The 24,021-nt window shown below is 25.8% G+C and carries 24 protein-coding genes and 2 tRNA genes; 9 read left to right on the top strand and 17 right to left on the bottom strand.

All coding sequences use genetic code 11. From position 1 onward, the window contains the following. Positions 1–47: 47 nt before the first annotated feature. From AB4W59_RS01520 to flgB, 9 genes are all read right to left on the bottom strand, one after another. The gene (locus tag AB4W59_RS01520) at positions 48–350 is read right to left on the bottom strand and encodes a rod-binding protein (RefSeq protein ID WP_367672906.1); all 303 of its coding nucleotides are present in this window, start codon (positions 348–350) and stop codon (positions 48–50) included. Next, the gene (locus AB4W59_RS01515) at positions 350–1,450 is read right to left on the bottom strand and encodes a flagellar basal body P-ring protein FlgI (RefSeq protein ID WP_367672905.1); all 1,101 of its coding nucleotides are present in this window, start codon (positions 1,448–1,450) and stop codon (positions 350–352) included. Before AB4W59_RS01515 ends, AB4W59_RS01520 begins: the two co-directional genes overlap by 1 nt. A 198-nt stretch (positions 1,451–1,648) precedes the next feature. Continuing rightward, positions 1,649–2,365 carry a flagellar basal body L-ring protein FlgH gene (locus tag AB4W59_RS01510; protein WP_367672904.1) on the bottom strand — a complete coding sequence of 239 codons (717 nt, stop codon included), beginning with the start codon at positions 2,363–2,365 and terminating at the stop codon, positions 1,649–1,651. A 93-nt stretch (positions 2,366–2,458) separates the two neighbouring features. Then, positions 2,459–3,241, bottom strand: coding sequence for a flagellar basal-body rod protein FlgG (flgG, locus tag AB4W59_RS01505; RefSeq protein ID WP_367672903.1), 783 nt, complete (start codon positions 3,239–3,241; stop codon positions 2,459–2,461). A 21-nt stretch (positions 3,242–3,262) separates the two neighbouring features. Then, positions 3,263–4,015 carry a flagellar basal-body rod protein FlgF gene (gene flgF, locus AB4W59_RS01500; RefSeq protein WP_367672902.1) on the bottom strand — a complete coding sequence of 251 codons (753 nt, stop codon included), beginning with the start codon at positions 4,013–4,015 and terminating at the stop codon, positions 3,263–3,265. 25 nt (positions 4,016–4,040) lie between these two features. Further along, positions 4,041–5,261 (bottom strand): flagellar hook protein FlgE, encoded by a 1,221-nt coding sequence (locus tag AB4W59_RS01495; protein WP_367672901.1) that lies wholly within the window; start codon positions 5,259–5,261, stop codon positions 4,041–4,043. 30 nt (positions 5,262–5,291) lie between these two features. Then, positions 5,292–5,978: a flagellar hook assembly protein FlgD gene (locus tag AB4W59_RS01490; protein WP_367672900.1), complete on the bottom strand. Its 687-nt coding sequence runs from the start codon at positions 5,976–5,978 to the stop codon at positions 5,292–5,294. Positions 5,979–5,985: 7 nt separating this feature from the next. Then, positions 5,986–6,396: a flagellar basal body rod protein FlgC gene (flgC, locus tag AB4W59_RS01485; RefSeq protein WP_367672899.1), complete on the bottom strand. Its 411-nt coding sequence runs from the start codon at positions 6,394–6,396 to the stop codon at positions 5,986–5,988. Between the two features lie 5 nt (positions 6,397–6,401). Next, on the bottom strand, positions 6,402–6,812 hold the full coding sequence (gene flgB, locus AB4W59_RS01480) for a flagellar basal body rod protein FlgB (protein ID WP_367672898.1): 411 nt from the start codon (positions 6,810–6,812) through the stop codon (positions 6,402–6,404). Positions 6,813–7,286: 474 nt separating this feature from the next. On the opposite strand from flgB, the gene flgA reads away from it, so the two are divergent. Both flgA and flgN read left to right on the top strand, forming a co-directional pair. Continuing rightward, positions 7,287–7,730, top strand: coding sequence for a flagellar basal body P-ring formation chaperone FlgA (flgA, locus tag AB4W59_RS01475; RefSeq protein ID WP_367672897.1), 444 nt, complete (start codon positions 7,287–7,289; stop codon positions 7,728–7,730). Positions 7,731–7,801: 71 nt separating this feature from the next. Next, positions 7,802–8,209, top strand: coding sequence for a flagellar export chaperone FlgN (gene flgN / locus AB4W59_RS01470; protein WP_367672896.1), 408 nt, complete (start codon positions 7,802–7,804; stop codon positions 8,207–8,209). Positions 8,210–8,240: 31 nt separating this feature from the next. On the opposite strand, the gene pyrC is transcribed toward flgN, so the two are convergent. After that, entirely contained in the window at positions 8,241–9,290 is a 1,050-nt protein-coding gene (gene pyrC / locus AB4W59_RS01465; protein ID WP_367672895.1) for a dihydroorotase, read from the bottom strand. A gap of 217 nt (positions 9,291–9,507) precedes the next feature. On the opposite strand from pyrC, the gene murJ reads away from it, so the two are divergent. Next, positions 9,508–11,040, top strand: coding sequence for a murein biosynthesis integral membrane protein MurJ (murJ, locus tag AB4W59_RS01460; RefSeq protein WP_367672894.1), 1,533 nt, complete (start codon positions 9,508–9,510; stop codon positions 11,038–11,040). A 145-nt stretch (positions 11,041–11,185) separates the two neighbouring features. Next, entirely contained in the window at positions 11,186–12,226 is a 1,041-nt protein-coding gene (locus AB4W59_RS01455; RefSeq protein ID WP_367672893.1) for an outer membrane beta-barrel protein, read from the top strand. A 129-nt stretch (positions 12,227–12,355) separates the two neighbouring features. Here AB4W59_RS01455 and AB4W59_RS01450 read toward each other — a convergent pair. Beyond that, positions 12,356–12,440: transfer RNA gene (locus tag AB4W59_RS01450), tRNA-Ser, on the bottom strand. Positions 12,441–12,706: 266 nt separating this feature from the next. Here AB4W59_RS01450 and AB4W59_RS01445 point away from each other — a divergent pair. Beyond that, positions 12,707–12,791: transfer RNA gene (locus AB4W59_RS01445), tRNA-Leu, on the top strand. 23 nt (positions 12,792–12,814) lie between these two features. On the opposite strand, the gene rsmC is transcribed toward AB4W59_RS01445, so the two are convergent. Beyond that, the gene (gene rsmC, locus AB4W59_RS01440; protein WP_367672892.1) at positions 12,815–13,834 is read right to left on the bottom strand and encodes a 16S rRNA (guanine(1207)-N(2))-methyltransferase RsmC; all 1,020 of its coding nucleotides are present in this window, start codon (positions 13,832–13,834) and stop codon (positions 12,815–12,817) included. Between the two features lie 224 nt (positions 13,835–14,058). On the opposite strand from rsmC, the gene minC reads away from it, so the two are divergent. The 3 genes from minC to minE are packed head-to-tail and all read left to right on the top strand — an operon-like array spanning position 14,059 to position 15,859. Beyond that, complete coding sequence (minC, locus tag AB4W59_RS01435) at positions 14,059–14,766, top strand: septum site-determining protein MinC (protein ID WP_367672891.1); 708 nt, start codon at positions 14,059–14,061, stop codon at positions 14,764–14,766. A gap of 29 nt (positions 14,767–14,795) precedes the next feature. Continuing rightward, on the top strand, positions 14,796–15,605 hold the full coding sequence (gene minD / locus AB4W59_RS01430; protein ID WP_367672890.1) for a septum site-determining protein MinD: 810 nt from the start codon (positions 14,796–14,798) through the stop codon (positions 15,603–15,605). Between the two features lie 2 nt (positions 15,606–15,607). Further along, entirely contained in the window at positions 15,608–15,859 is a 252-nt protein-coding gene (gene minE / locus AB4W59_RS01425; protein WP_367672889.1) for a cell division topological specificity factor MinE, read from the top strand. Between the two features lie 147 nt (positions 15,860–16,006). Here the strand turns inward: minE and tsaB are convergent, their stop codons facing one another. The 5 genes from tsaB to zwf form a co-directional block, all read right to left on the bottom strand. Continuing rightward, on the bottom strand, positions 16,007–16,672 hold the full coding sequence (gene tsaB, locus AB4W59_RS01420) for a tRNA (adenosine(37)-N6)-threonylcarbamoyltransferase complex dimerization subunit type 1 TsaB (protein WP_367672888.1): 666 nt from the start codon (positions 16,670–16,672) through the stop codon (positions 16,007–16,009). A gap of 92 nt (positions 16,673–16,764) precedes the next feature. Then, positions 16,765–18,330: a TerC family protein gene (locus AB4W59_RS01415; protein WP_367672887.1), complete on the bottom strand. Its 1,566-nt coding sequence runs from the start codon at positions 18,328–18,330 to the stop codon at positions 16,765–16,767. 300 nt (positions 18,331–18,630) lie between these two features. Then, on the bottom strand, positions 18,631–18,840 hold the full coding sequence (gene cspC / locus AB4W59_RS01410; protein ID WP_367672886.1) for a cold shock-like protein CspC: 210 nt from the start codon (positions 18,838–18,840) through the stop codon (positions 18,631–18,633). 372 nt (positions 18,841–19,212) lie between these two features. After that, positions 19,213–20,091: a protease HtpX gene (gene htpX / locus AB4W59_RS01405; RefSeq protein WP_367672885.1), complete on the bottom strand. Its 879-nt coding sequence runs from the start codon at positions 20,089–20,091 to the stop codon at positions 19,213–19,215. Positions 20,092–20,305: 214 nt separating this feature from the next. Continuing rightward, entirely contained in the window at positions 20,306–21,784 is a 1,479-nt protein-coding gene (zwf, locus tag AB4W59_RS01400) for a glucose-6-phosphate dehydrogenase (RefSeq protein WP_367672884.1), read from the bottom strand. A gap of 255 nt (positions 21,785–22,039) precedes the next feature. Between zwf and pyk the strand changes: the two genes are divergently transcribed. After that, positions 22,040–23,482, top strand: coding sequence for a pyruvate kinase (gene pyk / locus AB4W59_RS01395; protein WP_367672883.1), 1,443 nt, complete (start codon positions 22,040–22,042; stop codon positions 23,480–23,482). Positions 23,483–24,021: the final 539 nt, after the last annotated feature.

The raw sequence follows: 24,021 nt of genomic DNA, 5'->3' as shown, positions 1-24,021 counted from the left end.
AAATTTATTTATTTTTAATGAGTATATTATTTAACTGCATGGTCTTTTTATTCTGTTCGTTTTTTATTTATATTTTGTAAAATAATATTTGTCAAGCCCATTCCTTTATTTGTCATTGCTTGAGCAATTTTTTGATCATATATATCTGTATAGAAACGACTTTGATCATTATCTACTAAACTATTATTCGGTAAAGTATTCCGCATATTTTTTATTAACAGTTGAATAAAAATACTTTCTACTTCTTGCGCTGTTTTTAATTCACTATTTTTTGGATCTCGATATTTTAATGTATTGATCCATGGAGAACTGTAGTCTGATATATAGAAAGGTAATAAATGATTATTCATCACATAATTTCCAATTTAGCATGAAGACAGCCAGCACTCTTCATCGATTGTAAAATAGACATTAATTCTTCAGGTCTTGCACCCAATATATTTAAGGCTTGAATTATATTGTTTAAATTAGCATTATTTAAAGAATTTAATTTTACTAAAGCTGTTTGATTGATTTGTTTATATAATTTTTTCTTTTGTTGTATATTCATTCTTATTTCTGACAATGAAGATTGTAGTGATTCTTGATTGATCAATAATGATAATTGTCCATGAGAAATTGCACAAGAACCTAATTGTACTTCTTGGTTCATTACCACTGATCCAGTTCGAGCATTGACAACGACTTTTGCTTCTTGTAACGGCATGGGAACATCTATATTTTCAATGTTTGCAATAGTATTAACATATGAAGTATCGTGTTCTAACATACTTAATTGTACAGTTTTTGAATTAATTGGTTTAGCCATATCTTGGTATTTCATATTAATCATATCACTAATACGTTGTGCTGTGCTAAAATTTTCTTTATTTAATTGCAAATTAATTGTTTTATTTTTTCCAAAATTATTATTGACTTCACGTTCAATTGTAGCGCCATTGTTAATTTTACCTGCGTTGACCTCATTACTATGAAGAAAACTGGCTTTTTTATCTATATTATTTCTTTCTGCCACCAATATGTTGCCTTGTGCAATAGCATAAATTTGATTGTCAGCTCCTCTTAGAGGAGTCATTAACAATGTTCCTCCCCTTAAACTTTTAGAATTACCAATAGAAGACACTGTCACATCTATTTGTTCACCTAAATGACTAAATGGTGGCAACTTCGCAGTTACAATAACCGAAGCTACATTTTTAAAATTCATATTATTATTCGACGATAAATTCACACCTAGCTGAGTTAGCATGTTATTCAAAGATTGAGTGGTATATGGTGATTGTATTGTTTGGTCACCAGTACCATCTAATCCTACTATTAAACCATAACCAATAAGCGGGTTTTCTCTGATTCCTTGAATACTGGCTAAATCACGTATTTTATCGGCATATGAATATGAATTAAAAAATATCACAAAAAGTAATGGTAACAATATGATAACTTTCAACATAAAAAAACCTTTATAAATATATTTTCTTTGAAAATTATATAATCTATATAAAATTACATAAATATTTTATTTTTTATAAAAATGATTATTTATAAAAATTTTTTATTAATATTAAAATATATTTTAATATCCCTCATAAGGATCGATAATATTCCTTATGAGATTAAATATCTTTAATAATTTACATTTTTATTAATACTACATGGGTGATATTTTTAATAATATTTTTTGAAGCCATCCCATTTTTTTTATTTTATTAAACATTTCACTAGTAATATATTCAATGTGAGTATCTGCTACTTGAGTAGATGCAATTAAATTTTTTTGATTAATATTTTTAGGATTAACGACACCTGAAAATCGAATAAGCTCTTCTGCTTGATTGATTGTTACTTGTTTTTCTCCAGTGACTCTTAAATTTCCATTTGGAAGTATATCTTGCACGGTTACAGTTATAAGACCCGTGAATTTATTATTGGCAGAATTCCTGCCTCTTCCCGATAATCCATGTTTTCCTTTACTATCTAATCCTGTTTGTATATCTTGAACGTTAATACCAAAAATAGGATTAAATTGACCTGGTATAAAAGAAAATCCCGCATTAGAAGAAGCATTATGACTAATATCTGCAGATGAACTATTACTGGCGCTAATATTTTCTTGCAAAACAATGGTTAATATATCTCCGATATTATGTGGTCGATGATCTTCAAATAAAGCTTGGTATCCGTAATTTATAAGTTTTTTTTCCTTAAACAAAGATTCATTTTTAATATCTGATTCTATATATTCTGTAATATTTGGATGCATATCTTCTATTACAGATTGTTTATAAAAATATGTACAACTATTAATTGATAGGTAAATAATAGCAGTTATAAACCATTTAATTGTGTAAGTAAATAACTTTACCACGAAAAAATTACCTTTAATGATATTAGTGTAGTATAAATAATTTTTTTAATAAATATATTCTATAATGATATCGTATTATGGTCAAAAAAAATGTTATAACTGTGATAATTTCTGTAACATTTGATCAGAAGTACTAATACATTTACTATTAATTTCATATGCTCTCTGTGTTTGAATCATATTAACTAATTCTTCTGCAACGTTTACATTGGAAGTTTCTAAATATCCTTGATATAGTAATCCTGTGCTATTTGTTCCAGGATTGCTATCCATGGGCATTCCTGATGATTGAGTTTCTTGATATAAATTTTCACCTAAACTTTCTAAGCCAGCATTATTAATAAAGTTTGTTAAACTGATTTGACTAATTGCAGTAGGCTGTGTTTGTCCTTTTATATTAGCGCTGACAATTCCATCTCTACCAATATTAATACTGGAGGCATGAGGTGGAATTACAATAGCGGGTATAACGGGAAATCCAGAATTAGTTACTAATTGACCATTTTCATTTAATTTAAATGAACCATCTCTGGTATATGCTATATTTCCATCTGCTAATTCAATTTTAAAAAAACCTTCTCCATTAATAGCAATATCTGTAGCAGATTCTGTTTTAATCATATTACCTTGAATATATATTTTTTCAGCAGAGATTGGCCTTACTCCAGCTCCTAACTGTAGCCCAGAGGGCAACAGCGTGTTTTCTGATGAGTTTGTTCCGGACTGTCTTATGGTTTGATACATTAAATCTTCAAAAACAGCTCGAGATCGTTTAAATCCATTAGTACTAATATTAGCTAAATTATTAGAAATAACGTTCATGTTAATTTGTTGTGCATCAAGACCAGTTTTAGAAATCCATAGAGAAGAAATCATAATCTTATCCTGTATTATATATTAGCTATTTATATTTAACAACTGATTTGCATATTCTGTATTTTGATCATATGTAGATATCATTTTCATTTGCATATCAAATTGTCTAGCATTAGACATCATATCAATCATATTTTTTGTAAGATTAACATTACTTTTTTCTAAAGCACCTGAAACTATTTTTATATTACTATCATGTGGTATAGAACGGGTATTAATATTAGAGTTATCAATATAAAACAATCCATTATTTTTTTTGATAAGTTTTTTTATGGGTAATGTAACTAATTTTAATTCTCCAATTTTATATTTTATAATATTGTTTTTTCTATATTTAGTATTTATTATCTCTCCATTAGATAATATTTTTATATTAGCTTTTGGGGGTATTTGAATTGGTGTATTACGCCCGATTATTGGATGATTTTGTGCAACTAATTGTCCATTTGCATTAATCATTAAATGACCATTTTTTGTATATGCTTCTTTTCCGGAATTATCTTTGACAGCCAACCAGCCATTTCTTTTAATGAATATATCTAAATTTCTATGTGTATAATCTAAAAATCCTGAGGAAAAATTATGATATTCTTTTTCTTGTATTTGAGATAAAATTTCAAGATCAATATCTGCGTGATGATTTTTTTTAATTAAATACATAAAATCTTCTTTAAAACCAGAAGTTGAAATATTAGCTAAATTATTAGCTATTATAGTTTGTTTGTTTAATAGGCGATTTGCACTAATCATAGAATTATATATTATATTTTCCATTATACCCTCTTTCTACATATTTCTATTATCGCAAATTCACTAGAGTATTAAGAATTTTATCTTCTGTTTTAAGGACTTGAGCATTAGATTGATAGTTTCTCTGTGCTATAATCATATTAAGTAACTCTTTATTTAAATCCACATTTGATGATTCTAAGTTCTTACTTCTCAAACTACCAAATCCCATACTTCCAGCGATACCAAGATTTTCTGATCCCGCTTCTACTGTGGATGCCCATAAATTTGAACCTTCAGGTCGTAATTTTACGGGATTAATAAATTTTGCTAAAATAATTTGTCCAATCGGAAAAATTTTTTGATTCGAATATGTACCCATAATTTCGCCATTATCAAGAATATCAAATGTTTTTAACACACCCTCTGAATATCCATCTTGAAAAAGCGGATCAAAAAATAATTTGCTATCTTGTTTAACTACAGTTCCTGTTAAATCTAAAGTAATGGATTGATGTAAAAAATTTTTAGATGTTTTTAGAATCATAAAAACAGAAGGAGATGTCAATTGACCTTGATCATTAAATTTCATTGTAAAAACTTCTTCTATTTTATGGTCGAGAGAATTATCATTAATATTTCTCGAATTAATATACGCCTTCCATGTATTACTCTCTTTTTTATCTTTTTCAAACATTATATCTATTTTTTGGGGGTTAGCATATTTATCATAAATAGTAAAGCTAGTATTATATGGGATGATTGTATTATCATTTTGATCGTCTATATGAGTATCGTTTAACACGGGACTAAAATTTATTTTTGTAGTGGGTTTTGCTAATAATATAAATTTTTTTTTTAAGTTAATTGGTATTAAATGCATACTATGTATTTTGTTACTATTTGCATAATCTTTATTTTGACCTGTTAAATATAATCCTTGCATATTTACAATATTTTTATTTTTATCTAGAGAAAATTGACCATTTCTTGTATAATGTGCTCTTCCGTGAGAATCTACTACGCGAAAAAATCCTTCTTGATTAATGCCTATATCTAAATCTCTACCTGTATTAATTAAAGGACCATTATTAAAATTTTGTACAAGATTAGATCTTGCCGTACCTGCACCTATAAAATTTTTTGCCATGCGAGATTGTTCTACAATATCACAAAAAGAAATAGTACTGGATTTAAATCCTGTAGTTGATGCGTTAGCAATATTATTTGATATAACATCTATATAATTACTGCTAGCCATTAATCCGCTAATTGCATTCATAATCGACATAATTATTTTCCTATTTAATTGAATAATATCTTATGCAAAAATTTCATGAATATTTGAAAAATTAGTTGTGCCAGCCCTATCTAAGTTAACAAGAATATTATTAGCCGTATTAGGTGAAGATGTTATAATACTTTTGACTAAAGAATCACTAAAAGTATTAATATTGATATTATTATTATAATAATTTTTAGCAGTAACATCTAGAGTATATTGTCCAGTGTCTACATCGTCGTGATTTAAATTTTTACCATCCCATAATAAATGATACAAACCAGACTGCATATCTTGTATATTTTTATCAAATACAATATTACCTTCGTGATCTTTAATTTGTATATTTACTAATTTAGCTGGGCCTAATAACTCTATACCAAATGTTGTTACTATGTTTTTTTGGTGTATTAATTTTGTGCTTGGTATAAGGACATGATGTCCAATTAATGATGATGCTTGAATATTTTGATTCTGTTTATTTTGATTATTTAATTCTGTAACTGTTTGATTTAATTTTGCCATTTGACTAACTGTATTGATTTGAGCTAATTGTGATGTTAATTCTGTATTTTTCATAGGATCAATGGGATCTTGGTTTTTAATTTGTGCAATTAGTAAGCGCAAAAAGTTTTTTTGTAAATCTAATGAATAAATATTATTATTAACACCGGTGTTATATTCAGGTGGATTCACATTGTGATTACTATTTATAAAATAATTCATTATTATTTTACTCTCCTAGTGTTAATGTTTTTAAGACCAGAGATTTAATTGTTTTTAGCACTTCTATATTAGCTTGATAACTTCTTGAAGTTGCAATATTTTCAATAGTTTCTGTAATTGGATTTATATTAGATGTCATTATATAACCGTTTTTATTGGACATTGGGTTATTAGGATCATATATCATTTTGTATGGATTAGAAATATTAACTATTTTTGACACTTTTACCTTTCCAATTAAATAATTTTTTTGAGGATCAACTTGTAATATTGCTTTTTTTGCAATATATGGATAGAATTTACCATTCTTATATATCATACTTTCAGAATTAGCTAAATTACTTGCAATGACATTAATTTTTTGTGATTGCGCTATTAAAGCTGATCCTGCAATATTTAAAGCATTGAGTAAAGACATAATTATTATCCTCGCAACACATGTATGATATTTTTGATTTCATTATTCATAAAAATTAAGCTTGATTGGTATTTCAAACTGTTTTTTATGAATTCAATTCTTTCTCTATTCATATCTACTGTATTACCATTGGCTTTTATTTCATTAGAAATCACTGGTATAATATTCAATGAAGATTGAGTATTTTTATAAGTATTAAAATGTTGAGGAGATGTTTTGTGTAATTTTACATCAATATTTTTCATATTATTTTTTTTAATTATTTTTTTTATTTCTTTTTTAAAGTCAATATCCATTGCTTTATATCCAGGTGTATCCGCATTAGCTATATTAGATGCTAAAATTTCTTGTCTCTTTGCATAAATATTTAATGCGCATTGACCCAATTGAAACAATGTATTTATTTCATGTAACATATAAAACTCCTTGTGTATTTGTTATTATTATTTTTTTAATATATAAGATAATATAAAAATGTTGATAATGATTTATGTAAATAAAAAATTTTACATTTAATTACAAATTGAAAATAAATGTAAAATGTTTTATAGATTCTACTGTGTCAGTATTATTTTATATAGAATTATATATCTAGATTACTTGTTCAGTAAATATGTAATGTCTAAAATAGTTTTAATTACTTTCATAATAAAAAATAATATAAAATAAAAAGGAAAAAAAATGTTTTTTAAAACAATCGTACTTTTTTTTATTTTTTTGTGTTTTACAGTCAATTCTATGAACTTAACTGATCAATTAATTAATTTTTTTAGTAAAGAATATTCACTTAAAAAAAAAATATTAAAGTTATAGTGCATACCGCATTACAAAAAAATTTATATTGTAAAAACCCTGTTTTTTTAATATTTAATAATGCGCATTATTTTGGCATGATAGATGTTTTATTAACTTGTGATAATATTACTAGACATTTAAACATTGAATTACAAGTAAAAGGAAAATATATTACAGCTAATAGATTTATTCCAAAAGGTAGCTGTATTATTTTTTCAGATTTAAAAACAATGACTGGACGTATAGATATGTTACCTTATCAAACATATTTTGATAAAAAAGATGTAATCAATAAAGTTAATTTACGCGATATTTTTCCATTAAAACCAATAACATCTTTTATGTTGCGTCCAATGTGGATGGTCACTATTCATCAAAGAGTTAATGTTATCATTAAAGGTGTAAATTTTAAAATAATATCTCATGGTACAGCATTAAAAAATGCTTCAAAAAATCAATTAGTACCAGTAAAAATATATAATAACTGTATTTTAAGTGGAATAGTCAATAGTAATGGAGATGTTATAATTCATATGTAAAATAATATATAACAATTAAAGTGAAATAAATATTTGTTTCTAAAATTTACTGTTAGTATAAAGGAAAAAAAATGAATGAATTAAATGAAATTATAAAGGATATGAAAAATATTATAAATAGTTTAAAAAAAATATTGAACGAAGAGCATGTAATTTTATTACATAATGATAATTATTTAGATACATTAAATAAAATTTCTGACAAAAAAAAAGAACTGTTTAAACAATTTCAATGTTTTCAAGAACAGAGAATAGATATTGAAAAAAAATATAATTTTTTTGCGCCTTATAATTCCAATAAAAAATTACATTTCTCTTGGAATGAAATCATTCAAGAGTGTTTGTTTTTAAAAGAAATTAATTTAAAAAACCAAAAAATATTAAATGAAAAATTTTATATAAATCAAAACTTTTTAGATATTCTAGCATTACATTCTAAAGATGTGACATACGATGAAAATGGTAATTTAGAGTATTAGAATAATTTTCTACGAAATATAATTATTTAACTTAAATATTTATAGACCAATTTAGTATTTGCCCAGCTAAAAATGGTGTAATAATATTTTTTCCAATTTTTATTCTTTTTATCACCTGACTAGGTTTTCGGACTAAAGTAATTTTTTCCTTATTGAGAGGCATATTATAAAATTTTGGGCCATTTTCTGAACAAAATGCTTGAAAGTATTTTAAGGCATTCATTTCTTCAAAAACTGTAATATAAGCTAATAAAGAAGAGGGTGCATTAAATATACCAGCACAACCTGTAGTATTTATTTTATTTTTATCATAATGAGGTGCTGTATCACTACCTAAAAAAAAACTTTTATTTCCACTTGCTATGGCATTTCTTAGTGCTATTTGATGAATTTTTCTTTTTAGTATAGGTAAACAATAAAAATATGGTTTAATGCCATTAACTAACATATCATTTCTATTTAACATCAAATGATGAGGTGTAATAGTCGCTGCTAAGTAAGGAGAATTACTATCTACAACATAATCTACTGATTCTTTAGTGGTGATATGTTCTAATACTATTTTTAAATAAGGAAAAGTATTTCTTAATGGATCTAAAGTATTATCGATAAATTTTGTTTCTCTATCAAAAATGTCTATAGTGCTCTCTGTTTCTTCTCCGTGTATAAGTAAAGGCATACCTATTTTTTCCATAATTTCCAGAAGAGAATAAATGTTTTTAATATTTTTAATACCTTTCTCGGAATTAGTTGTAGAATAACTTGGATATAATTTACCAGCTGTAAAAAAATTTTTAGAAAATCCTACTTCTAATTCTTTTGGTGATGTAAATTCTGTTAAATAACATGTCATTAAAGGTTGAAATTTTTTATTGTTGTTTTGCGCTTTTAAAATTTTATTGCGATAATAAATACTTTGTTTACAATTCACAATAGGATTGCAAAGATTTGGCATAATTATTGCTCTTTGATAAAAAGAAGTAGTATAATTAATAACTGTTTTTAGTATGTTTTTTTCTCTCAAATGAACATGCCAGTCATCCGGTTTAATAATAGTTATTTTTTTAAATGATATGGGCATAGTTATGTTCTTTTATGTTATTGAAAATAATTATATTTTTAATGATATTATAGACATCTATATAAATATCTATTTTATTCCTTAAATTTTAGAAATATTGTATCTAGAATCTTTATATTTTTTATAAATTAAAAATTAAAATATTTTATTGTTTTAAAAAATACAATAAAAAAGATATTAAAATATATTATATTTTATAGTAATAGGTTAGTGCAAGATGAAAATTTTAAAATCTTTAGTATCAGTAAGTATGATAACTTTTATATCTCGTACACTAGGTTTTGTTCGTGATATTTTAATAGCTCATGTGTTTGGTATTTCTCTTTTTACTGATGCTTTCTTTATAGCTTTTAAAATTCCTAATTTATTGCGTCGTATTTTTGCAGAAGGAGTATTTGCTCAGTCATTTATTCCTATTTTGATGGAATATAAGTACACAAAAAAAGAAACGTATATAAAATATTTTATTTCTTGTATATTGGGTATAATAATTTTTTTATTATTTATTTTAATTTTATTAGGTGTATTTTTTGCTCGTTCTATTATTTTAATTAGCGCTCCAAGTTTTTCTCTATCCTTATATAAATTAACATTAGCTACACATTTATTAATAATTATGTTTCCTTATATTTTGTTAATTTCTTTATCTTCACTATTATCTTCTATTTTACATGCTTGGAATTTTTTTTCTATCCCATCTATATCTCCAATTTTTTTAAATATCAGTATGATTATTTTTTCTGTTTTTTTTAGCTCTTATTTTCACCCCACTATTTTTGCATTAGCATGGAGCGTACTGATTGGCGGAATAATTCAATTATTTTATCAAGTACCATATTTATATAAAATAAATATGTTAGTGATGCCTTCTATAAATTTTCAACATTCTGGTATATTGCGTGTTTTAAAGCGAATGGGTTCTGCTATTATTGGTTCTTCTGCCAATCAGATTTCATTAATGATGAACACTGTGTTTAGTTCACTACTAAATATTGGTTCTGTATCTTGGATATATTACGCTGATCGATTAATCGAATTTCCTATAGGTATTTTAGGCGCATCATTAAGTACAATATTATTTACTTCACTATCAAAAAATTATCATCAAGGTATTATAAAAAAATATAAACAATCGCTTGATTATAGTATGCGTCTGAGTTTAATTTTAGGTATTCCGAGCGCTTGTATATGTTTTTTTTGTTCTAAGCCACTTGTAATTATTCTTTTTCAATATGGTCGATTCTTAGATTTTGATGTATTAATGACGCAAAAAGCCTTAGAATTGTATTCTTTTGGATTGGTTTCTTTTGTTTTAGTAAAAATATTCTCTTGTGCATTTTATGCATGTGAAGAGATCAATATTCCTATACGTACGTCAATATTTACTATATTTTTAACACAGTTGATAAATCCAATTTTAATTTTTTATTTTCAACATGCTGGTTTAGCATTATCGGTTAGTATATCAAGTTGGTTTAATGTTTTTTTTCTATATTGGAAATTGTACCAGAAAAATATTTTTGCACTACGGAGTAATTGGTATATTTTTCTGCTACGTTTATTATCTGCAACAGTTGTAATGGTTTGTATTTTAATTATAATGTTACATATTATGCCTTCATGGAGTATAGGCTCTATATGTAATAAAATAATACGTCTATTTTTTGTTCTTCTTTTATCTTTTATTGTATATTTTTGTTCGTTGCATGTTTTAGGTATGCGTTTATTACGTGTAGTATATAAAATTTAATAATTTAAAATATTTCAAATTAAATTGTACATATATTTATTTTGTAATATACAATGTTTTAGTATTTTACTATATGTATAGATTATTTAAAAATGATTTTTTATATTTTTAATTTACTTATCATTTATAAAAATGGAGTTAAAAAATGAAAAAACGAGCTACTGCTATCGCATTTTTATTAGCGAGCTTAGTTACTTCAATGCAAGCAAATGCAGAAAATCAATGGTATATGGGTACAAAATTGGGGTGGTCTTATTTAAATTTATTAAGTAAAGATGAGAATGCAAAAACAGTAGAAAACAACATCACAAAAAATAAGTTATCCGCTCCCATTACAGGATTATTTTTGGGTTATAATTTTAATCCTTATTTTGGTCTAGAAATGTCGAATGACACTACCGGTTCTCATCCTCATTTAATATTTAAAAAGAAGACAGACTTACTTCAACTTGGAAGTTTACAACTATCTACAAAATTTTCATATCCAATGGAAAAGAATTTCAATCTTTATACTAATGTTGGCGGAGTATTATTTTGGGAAGACTTTTCTTCTAAACAAGATTTTAAAAATATTTTCAGCAAAGATAGTAAAGTTATACCTAGTATATCTTTAGGCGCTGAATATGTTACAGATGATGATTTTATTACAAGAGTGGATTATACTTGGAAAAATCATTTTAAAAACATTTTCCAATCCCCATTTGAATCAAAAACAGGAGATATATCAGTTTCTTTTGGATGGAAATTTGGAAACTCTAAAATGAACGAGACGGCATCACTATATTCTAATGCAATATCACCTAAGCCGTATATAACAATAAATGAAACTATTCATTTTCCTTTTGAAAATTCAGATATTCAATCCAATGGCTGTGAAAAATTGCATAAATTAGATGCTAAAATCAAAAATATGAAGCTTAAAAATATTTCTATTGTATTATCTGGGTATACTGATCGTATGGAAGATGCTCGTTATAGTCAGATCTTATCTGAAGAACGCGCTTATAATGTACGAGATTATTTTGTTTCTCAAGGATTTTCTAGAAATACGATTACTTTACAAGGTTTAGGAAATTCTTTTTCTACTACTGAAAAAATATGTAAAAATTTAAAAAATACTGACTTGTTAATGAACTGCTTATCTCCAGATCGTCGTGTGGATATTGAAGTATTAGCAACTAGATAAATTATTTATAAAAAACAATAAAATATATTTTCATAAATTTATTTATGAGTGATTTTTAAATAAGATGATTTTATTTTATTAAGTATAAGATAGATCTAAATAAATATTATTAATTTTTTAATATTTTTTTGGAGAGAGAGAGATTCGAACTCTCGGACGATTTCTCGTCGGCGGTTTTCAAGACCGCTGCCTTAAACCACTCGGCCATCTCTCCATATTGAAATATTATTAAAAGAGTATAATATTAAATCATTATATGACTATATGTAAAGAGAATTTTATAATATACACTAACATAGTTAATATTTTTTAATAACGTGTATAAAATAAATTATCTAAAGTTATAAAATTTTATTTGTGTTTTTTGTATTTTCTTTCTATAATAGTTTTATCGGCGTATTGACAGATTGGATATGTGACGGACTGCAAATCCGTATAACTCGGTTCGATTCCGGGATACGCCTTTAAAATTTTTATCAAGCCCGGATGGTGAAATCGGTAAACACAAGGGACTTAAAATCCCTCGGCTTAAAAAGCTTTGCGGGTTCAAGTCCCGCTCCGGGTAATAAAAAATAATAAACGATGAAATTAAGATAAAAACGCTTGATATACTCTATACTTTGAATTTTGTTTTAAAATTTTATATTTTTTAAAATGTTTACTTAATATATTTTTATAACTAAAACAACTATTTGTTACGAATCTTAATTCTCCATTAATCATTAAATATTTAGAAGCATTCGATATAATATTTTTAACAATATTAAAATTTACTTTTAAATCATTGTGAAAAGGCGGATTGGAAATAATAATATTAAATTTTTTAAATATATTAGAATATAAATCACTTAATAAAATTTTTCCGTTCATACGATTTATCCGCAATGTAGCTAAACTAGATGCTAATGCATATATATTATTATCTACCAATGTTAAATTAATATTAGGTACATTTTTTTCTAATAATACCGATAAAAATCCTGACCCACAACCCATGTCTAATACCGGCCCTTTCATCTTATTAGAAAATGTAGAGGCTAAAAATTTACTTCCAGAATCTATGTTTTTATAGTCAAATATTCCAGGTAATGTTTTAACAGATATATCATTATATATATGTGTTTTAAAAAAATTTTCAAATATAAATATTGGTTTTTTTAATAAAATTCCAGCATTTAAAATAGAATGTTTTGCTCGATCTAATGTTTTTAATGTCAACCATTGAAACAACATTCTTGATGCACTATTAATACCACTCGAATTATTACCAATTAAAAAAATTTTAGTACCAATTGAAAAACAGGATAGTAGATTCATTAATTGAAAATATGCTTCATTTTTATTTTTAGGCCAATAATATATTAATACGTTATAATCTTTTGTTATTTTCTCTGTGACTATATGTTCATAACATATATGAACGTTTTTGTGATTTTTTATCATATGAAATGATAATTGATCATAATATTTTTGAATATGAATTGTTTTTTTTAAAGCAGATAAATGTGCGGGAAAGTAGTCTTGTATATTACCTGAAAAAAAAATACTTTTATTGTTAAATTTCATAGCATGGCGTAATAGCAACTGACTGGTTTTCGCGATAAACACGATTAAAAATTCCTTAGATAGTATGTCTGAATAAAATATATTTTTTAAAAAAATAGCTTTCTATACTATTTTTTTATTTAAAAAAATAGAAATTGTTCTCATATAATATTTATATTATAATTATTTATTATTAAAAAAATTTTTATATCAATGTAATAATTTTCAAAATTACATTTATTTTATATGATTAATTTATCTGAATATAATATTATTGAGACATAAATATGTTTAAAAAATATGTTGAACTAAAAAGTAGTAGTTTTACATTTTTAGTTTTGTATTTATATAATAATAATATAGAATTTATTAATAAATATTTATATCAAAAAATTAAAAAAAATCCTATTTTTTTCAAAAATGCACCTATTATAATAAATATATCTGGTTTATTAAATATAATAAATTGGATAAAAATAAAAAAAAATATTATATCGCACGGTTTTTTTATAGTCGGAGTGACCGGTTGTAAAGATAAAAATTTTAGAAAAATAATTTTTGATTCTGGACTTCCTATTTTATCCGAAGGAAGAATACAAAACATTAATTTTTATCACAATACAAATTTTACTGATAAAAAACTTTCTTCTATTACTGAAAAAAAATCAAAAAAAACATATTTTATCGATAAACCTGTTCGTTCAGGTCAAAAGATTTATGCGCAATATTCTGATTTAATTGTGACTAATACTGTCAATGCAGGCGCCGAATTAGTTGCGGATGGAAATATTCATATATATGGTTTATTACGAGGTAGAGTATTAGCAGGTGCTAATGGAGATACAAGTAGTAAAATATTTTGTACTAGATTATTTTCTGAATTAGTATCTATATCCGGTGAGTATTGGTTATCAGATCAAATACCTATACAGTTTATAGGAAAAGCATCTTTAATTTATTTAAAAAATAAATGTTTAACTATAAATTCTCTCTGAGTTAACTATATTATATAAAGGATTTTTATATGACGCAGATTATTGTAGTCACTTCTGGAAAAGGAGGTGTCGGTAAAACTACTTCTAGCGCAGCCATTGCAACTGGATTAGCTAAAAAAAATAAAAAAACTGTGGTCATAGATTTTGATATAGGATTAAGAAACTTAGATTTAATCATGGGCTGTGAACGTAGGGTTGTCTATGATTTTGTCAATGTGATTCAAGGTGACGCGACATTAAATCAAGCTTTAATTAAAGATAAAAAAACACAGAATTTATTTATTTTACCTGCATCACAAACGAGAGATAAAAATGCATTAACAAATATAGGAGTAGAAAGAGTTTTTAATCAATTAATAGACATGAACTTTGATTTTATTATTTGTGATTCGCCTGCTGGTATTGAGAATGGAGCTATTTTAGCATTATATTTTGCGGATGAAGCAATTGTTACGACTAATCCGGAAGTGTCTTCAGTCAGAGATTCTGATAGAATTCTTGGTATTATTGCTTCTAAATCAAGAAGAGCTGAAGAAAATAAAGATCCGATTAAAGAGCATTTATTATTAACACGTTATAATCCTATAAGAGTTAATAATGGAGAAATGTTGAGTATGAAAGATGTATTAGATATTCTTCATATACCATTCATAGGTGTTATCCCAGAAGACCCATCCGTTCTTCGTGCATCTAATCGAGGGGAATCGATTATATTAGATACTAATTCTTATGCAGGCAAAGCTTATATAGATACTGTAGATAGATTACTTGGTTACAACTGTCCTTTTCGTTTTATTGAAGAAAAAAAAAGTTTTTTAAAACGTTTATTCGGGAGATAAATATGACTTTATTAGATTTTTTTTTATCTCGGAATAAAAACACAGCTTATATTGCAAAAGAAAGATTGCAACTTATTGTTTCAGAACGTAAAAAATGTCAATCTCTACCAGATTGTTTCCCACAATTAAAACAAGAAATATTATCAGTGATTTGTAAATATGTTCATATAGATCCTAATATGATAAAAATTCAATTAAATCATAAGAATAAAAATGTTTCTATAATAGAATTAAATATTATTTTACCAGAATAGATATAGAGAATAAAATAGATATAAATACTCATAGTTATAATATTTATTTTTATCATAGTTTCATTATGCATTTATTCCATTAATACTGAAGTATATAAAATACTTCTGTATTAATTTTTTTGTAGTATCTAACTATATATTTCTATATTAAAGAATATTATTTAAATAGTTTGGTTTAATTTGTATAGATTTTAATATTTTATTTTCTTTTATTGATAACAAAGCTAATGGAATAATATCTTTTGCATTAGGAAATAAAATATTTATATTCTGTATTAACGATGAATTTATATATCCTATTTTAGAACATGCATTTCCAACTAATGTCCATGGATTAGTTAAGGACTGTATTCTTTTTTGTACTGATGAGATATTGATACACGATTCTGTTTTATTCCCTATCCACATATATTTTTCATTGCGCACATATCGAGCCCAGTACACTTGTTTTTGATTGGCATTAATAGCAACTAAAATTTTGTTTTTTTTATATTTTCTCCATGCTTTTTCTGCAAAAATAATTAAAGTAGAAACACTAATTAGAGGTATATTAAAACTTAATGATAAACTTTGTGCAATGCTGATTCCAATACGTATACTTGTAAAATTACCAGGTCCTATTGATAGAGCGATAGCGTGTATCTGCGATAATTTTGTGTTCGTATATAATAAAATCTGATTAATCATTGGTAATATTTTTTTAGTATGTGTTTTATTACAAGATTCTATTAATGAATGAATATGATTGTTTTTATAGATTGCAACAGAACAAGAATTAAGAGAGGTATCAATTGCTAAGATTATATTAGACATAATTCACTCAAAAAAATTTTTATACATTATATTGTTTTTAAAAATAATAATAAATAGAAATATTTTATCAAATATTTGGTATTAAATTTTAATTATATTTTATTTTTTATGATTCTCACAAGATCAATGCGATATTTTGTAATTTTAATAATATGAAATTGAAAAACGTCAATATTGATTATATCTCCTGGTAGTGGTAATTGACCTTGTTGAGAAATTAATAAACCTCCTAATGAAGCGCATGTATCTTTTTTTATTAATGCTGTAGTTTTAAGAAGTTGTTGTAGTGAATGTAAGTCTGTTTCACCCTTGACTAGCCAACTATTTTGTTCTTTGATAATATCTGGTGTTTCATCCGCATCCGGAAATTCTCCTGCTATCGCTTCTAAAAAATCTAAAGGTGTTATTAATCCTTGCACTACACCAAATTCGTTGCTAACAATAACAAAACTACTTTTAGCTCGACGTAATACTCCAAGAAGATTTATTGGATCCAAAGTATCTGGGATAATAATAGCTGGTTTTTGACTAGAAAAATGAGATATATTAATATTTTTATCTAAAGCTACTAGAAGTTCTTTGGCTCTAACAATTCCTATAATTTCATCTAATTCCCCTTTACAAACTGGAAATAAACTATGAGGTGTATCAAGTAACTGCATTCTAATTTCACTATTACTTTTTTCTATATTAACCCATGAAATATTGCTTCTGGGTGTCATGATACTTCGAATAGAGCGTCCTGCTAAAGTAAGAACGCCGTTTATCATATATTGTTCTTCTTCTTTAAAGGTTTCATGCTCTTCTAAGGGTTGATAATGTGTTTCTTGATGGTTATGATGATCTTGATATTCTTTTGATATATCAGAACCGTTTTTTTTTTCGCGAATCATTAATCCTAAAATAGTTTCTGCAGCTCTTTGTCTCATAGGTTTACGAGATTGATTTTTGATAAAATTACGACGTGCAATTTGATTAAAAATTTCTATTAATATAGAAAATCCTATTGCTGCATAAAGATATCCCTTCGGAATATGAAACTGTAGTGATTCTGCCACTAAACTAAATCCAATGATTAATAAGAAACTCAGGCATAAAACAACAACAGTTTGATGAAGATTAATAAATTTTGTTAGTGATTTTGAAGCCATTAACATTAAAATTGCAGCTACAATAACAGCTGTTATCATAATTAAAAATTCATTTACCATTCCGACGGCTGTTATAATTGCATCTAAAGAAAATACTGCATCTAAGACAACTATTTGAATTACTACAGGCCAAAAACTTGCATAATTTTTATTTTCTATATCATCATTGGGATTATTTTCTAACTTTTCGTGTAATTCTATTACGGCTTTAAAGAGTAAAAATATACCACCAAATAATAATATAAAATCACGTATTGATAGAGTACAGAATTGATTATGAATAATAGGTGTGGTTAGAGTAATAACCCAAGATACTAATGATAGAAGTGCTAATCGCATGACAAGGGCTAACCCCAAGCCCATTATACGTGCCTTATCTCTTTGATGCGGTGGTAATTTTTCTGATAAAATTGCAACAAAAATAATGTTGTCAACACTTAATATGAGTTCTAAAAAGATTAGTGTAAATAAGCCAGCCCAAGTTGATGCGTCTAACAAAAACTCCATTAGAAAAGCTCCGTAAAAAAAAATAGGACAGCATGATATTTAATTTCAATAAAAATATAAAATCGTTAATGAATGTTTTATTATTTTTATGAATATTAAAAAAGCTGGATTGAAGTAATTATATGAATAAACAATGCTTTCAGAAAAATATATGAAGTTAATGCTTATTGTACTCTATTTTTATTTTTTAAAATAGATTAACAAGATTTTTAGCGGTTAAATATTTTTATTTTTTCATTAAAAGATAATGGCCTCTGATTTTAGCAGAGGTCTTTAAAAACATATTTTTATGAATTTGCTTTATATAGAAAAAACATTGACTGCGGCAGGCCCTTTTTGTCCGTCTTGAATTTCAAATTCAACGTTTTGACCTTCAGATAGTGTTTTAAATCCATTCCCTTGAATTGAAGAAAAATGTACAAAAACATCTTTACTACCATCTTCTGGAGTAATAAAACCAAAACCTTTAGATTCATTAAACCATTTAACTTGACCTTTAATCTTATTCATTTTGTAATTTCCTTGTATTATTTTATGTATTAGTTTAATGCTAATTTGTGAATAAACTATGAACATTACTGAATAAGGCATAAATTTAAGATTCGGAAATAGGCTCTGCTTTAAAATATATACTCTAAGCTGTTCAATTTTACGAAGTCATACATAACCAGAATTATAAATTAATTTATTATTAATGTAATATAGTTAATCAAAAATATTTTTAACAAAATACTTTATTTTATACTAACAGTTTTTCTTAAAAAAACAAGGGTGGAAATGCTATCACAAAATAATTTTATAATATATTTTTTAGTTTTCTCTTAATAGAGATATATTATTTTCTCATATTAAGAGAAAATATTATTTTTTTAACATGTTTCACTACATGTAATCCTTATTATGCAGTGCCTGTATGCGTTTATCTAAAGAGGGATGGGATGCAAATAATTCTAAATATTTATTATGTCTTCCATGAATACACAATGCGATCATATTATCTGATTCTTCTGGTTCATAACTCTTCTTTAAACGATGTAAAGCTGATATCATTTTATTTTTACCAACTAATTTTGCAGAATGTGCATCTGCATAAAATTCTCGGTGTCTAGAAAACCACATAGTTATCAGACTGGCTAATGTACCAAAAAATAACTGTAATAATATGGAAATTATAAAATATGTCACAGGATTTTTTGTTTCAATATTGCTATCATCTTTATCATTCACTATAAAACTAGTTAAAAATTGCGAAAGTAAGCGAGATATAAAAATAACAAATGTGTTCAATACACCTTGAATTAAAGTCATAGTAATCATATCGCCATTAGCAATATGACTGATTTCATGTGCTAATACTGCTTCTGCTTCATCTTTTGTCATATTTTCTAATAATCCTGTCGATACAGCAATTAAAGCAGAATCACGGCGCGCACCTGTCGCAAAAGCATTCATATCAATAGCATTATAAACCGCTACTTGCGGCATGACAATACCTTTTTTTATTGACTGTTGACGTACAGTATTTATGAGCCAATGCTCTATTTCATTACGAGGATAATGAATAACTTCACCATTAACTGAAGATAAAGCTATCCACTTAGACATTATCAATGATAATAGTGATCCACTAAACCCAAATATAGTTGATATAAAGATTAAACCATATAAAGTATGAGACGATATTCCTATTAAGCTTAGAATCAGACTAAATATTAACATAACTGACAAATTAGTTAATAGGAAAAGAGCAATACGTAACATAAGCAATTATCTTCCTAAATCAGCGAAACAGTATATACTTACAAAAGTATATATTATATAAAATTTTTTATAAATATTTTGTGTTTTACTAGAAAAATTTTTAAAAATATTAATTTTTAAATTAACATATTATTCTTAATTAAGTCAATATAGACGGATGTTTTTTATAATTTAAACTTTTACTTTATGCAATAATATTTTTTAAAATAATCAATTAATAATCAAACATATGCCAATTTCGATGATCACGATTGATGATATATTTTGATTTTTCTGGCCCCCATGTACCAGCAGAATAAAATTGAAGATGATTATTATTGTTTTTTTTCCAAGAAAATACGATAGGATCGATCCAATTCCATGCATATTCTATTTCATGACGTGATACAAATAAAGATTGTATGCCTTTCATGGATTCCAGTAATAATCTTTCATATGCATCGATTGAAAAAGAATAATTTTTTTTATCACAAGCGTGCCATTCTAATTGACTATTGTTTAAATGATACTCTGAATTAAATCCCGGTTTTTTATTAAAAAAATTTATTTTAATATTAAATTCAGGTTCTAATCGCATAATTAATTGGTTAGGCAGCAAGTTTATATCAGCATCAGAAAATAAATTAAAAGCCATTTTTTTAAAAGATATTACTACTTCGGAGTATTTATATGGTAAGCGTTTTCCTGTTCTTAAATAAAATGGCACACCAGACCATGTTTCATTATCAATGTCAGCTCTAATAGCAACAAAGGTTTCTGTTTCAGTATTATTATTTGCACCTTTTTCTTGTTGATATGATGGTACAGGACAATTATTAATATAACCTGATATATATTGTCCTCGTACAGTTTTAACGTCAATATCTTTTGAATGAATAGGACGTAATGCACGCAGTATTTTTATTTTTTCGTTTTGAATATTTTCACATGTTAAATCTTTTGGCGGAGATATGGTCAATAGAGTTAAAATTTGTAATAAATGATTTTGTACCATATCACGCATTTGCCCCATATTATCAAAATAATTCCATCTATTTTCAATACCCACCTGTTCTGCTACTGTTATTTGAATATGATCAATAATTTTGTTATTCCAATTATGAAAAAAGAACGAATTAGAAAAACGTAAAGCAATAAGATTTAATATGGCTTCTTTACCTAAATAATGATCAATCCGGAATATTTGTGATTCTGAAAAATATTTAGAAATTTGGTTATTAATTTTTTTTGACGTTTTCAAACATGTGCCAAGAGGTTTTTCTATTATTATACGAGCAGGGGGTGTATTTAAACATATACTTCCCAAGCCTTTACAAATAGGATAAAATGTATGCGGCGGTGTAGCGCAATAGTAAACTATTATATTGTTTTTTTTTTTCAGCACTGTTTTTAATTTTTCAAAACTGCAAATATCATTTACATTAATATTGCAAAAATATAAACGAGCATGCATATGCTTCCACACTGTTTTATCTATTTCTTCATTGATAAATTTTTTTATAGATTCTTTGACTAAGATAGAATATTCTTCTTTTGTCCATTCGGCGCGACCCACGCCAATAATGCGTGTATCTTGATGAATTTTTTTATTTTTTTCTAATTTATATAAAGCTGGCAACAATTTTCTTTTTGCTAAATCGCCTTTTGTACCAAATATAACTATATCACAACTATTATTGTTTTCTATATTCATTATTTACTCTTTATAGGATTATATAATGTTAATAATTAAGATTATAATGTTTATTTATTAGAGAATCTATTTTTTTAGATAATTTGTTTATATAATGATAGTGTTATTTTAATTGTGACCAAATAGCTTATTAAATAAAATAAATATTTTTTGAAAAATGATTTATCAAATGAAGAATTTTTAAAAAATTGTTATATTTATTATAATATTGACTACTACTGAAGTATTGGTTTTATTTATTGTAAAGAGGTTTTTATGTTACAGCGTTTGAGAAGAACTAAAATTGTTGCTACTGTAGGACCTTCTACAGATTTAAAAAATAATCTTGAAAAAATTATTTTAGCAGGCGTTAATGTATTGAGATTTAATTTTTCGCATGGTATACCAAGCGAACATAAAAAAAGAGCGAAAAAAGCCAAAGAAATAATGCAAAATTTAAATTGTCATATTGCTTTATTAGCGGATTTACAGGGACCAAAAATAAGAATTTCTAAATTTCAAAAAGGTAGGATATATTTAAATATAAACGATTGCTTTATATTAGATACAACACTAGAAGAACATAAAGGTAATCAAGAAAGAGTTGGTATTGATTATAAAGAATTGCCACATGATTTAAATGTTAATGATATACTATTATTAGATGATGGAAGGATACAATTAAAAGTTACCCATGTTGCTCAAACAGAAATATTTACTGTAGTTATTGTAGGTGGTGTTTTGTCTAATAATAAAGGTATTAATAAATTAGGTGGTGGATTGTCAGCTCATGCATTAACAGAAAAAGATAAAAAAGATATTATTCTTGCATCAGAAATGGACGTAGATTATTTAGCTATATCATTTCCACGATGTAGTCAAGATTTATATAAAGCAAGAGAATTAGCATATCAAGCTGGAAGCAATGCAAAAATAGTAGCAAAAATAGAACGTGCTGAAGCAATCAAAAATCAAAAAACAATAGAAGATATTATATTAGCGTCAGATGTTATTATGATAGCAAGAGGGGATTTGGGTGTAGAAATTGGTGATTCTGAATTAGCTGGTATTCAAAAAAAACTTATTCGAACTGCTAGACAATTAAATAGAATAGTAATTACAGCAACGCAAATGATGGAGTCTATGATTCTTAATCCATTACCTACTAGAGCAGAGGTGATGGATGTAGCAAATGCTGTTTTAGATGGAAGCGATGCGGTTATGTTATCAGCTGAAACAGCATCCGGTAAATATCCATCTGAAACGGTTATAAATATGGCTAAAGTGTGTCAAGGCGCAGAAAAAGTCCCCAGTATTAATGTCTCACGGCATCGATTAAATCTTAAATTTAATGATATTGAAGAAGCTATTGCTATGTCTGCTATGTATTCTGCTAATCATTTACATGGCATTTCTGCTATTATTGCTATGACAGAATCTGGAAATACGGCATTGATGATGTCTCGTATTACATCTGGATTACCTATTTTTGCCTTGTCAAAAAATCAAAAAACATTGAATTTATCTGCTCTTTATAGAGGTGTTATTCCAATATATTTTAATAGCTTTCATAATGGAGTGAAAGCCGCTAATGAAGCATTAGCATTGCTATGTAAAAAAAATTTTTTAATAAAAGGTGATTTAGTAATTGTGACTCAAGGTGATATTATGGGGAAAATAGGTAAAACTAACACTAGCAGAATTTTAAAAGTGTTTTAATAATTGTTTATTAAAAAAAGTTAAGCTAATACATGTATTATACATAATTTAATTAAAAAATTATATTACATATGATATTTTTTACTAAAATAAATAATAAAAAATATCATAATAAATTATTATTATTTAATATACGAGCATATTTTTTATAAAATTCTATTGTACTTAACAATTCATAATTATTTCCTTGAAAATATGTAAAATTTTTTTGTTGATATTAACATTGGCATTATACTACGAAAATATTTTAAATACATATATATATAAATATATAACTACTGTATTTAATAGAGCATTAATATCGAAAATCTAGTATTTTCATGCATTTTTATGTATATTCATATTGAGTTGAATTTTATAAAAAATATCAATTTTTTGAGTTTCTATAATTTTCTCAGGATTTTAAGATAAATGTTATAAAAACAAAATCTATAATATCATTGAAGATATTTATAGGTAGTGAATAAATAAAAATAATTTTTTTAAAAATATTTTTGAATGTTTTATTTTTTTTAGTAAATATAATTTATGTTTCTATA

The sequence above is a fragment of the Buchnera aphidicola (Cavariella theobaldi) genome, from assembly GCF_964059165.1.
Lineage (GTDB): Bacteria > Pseudomonadota > Gammaproteobacteria > Enterobacterales > Enterobacteriaceae > Buchnera > Buchnera aphidicola_BO.
The sequence above is the reverse complement of the archived record's forward strand: the minus strand, read 5'-3'. Positions and strand labels throughout refer to the sequence as shown.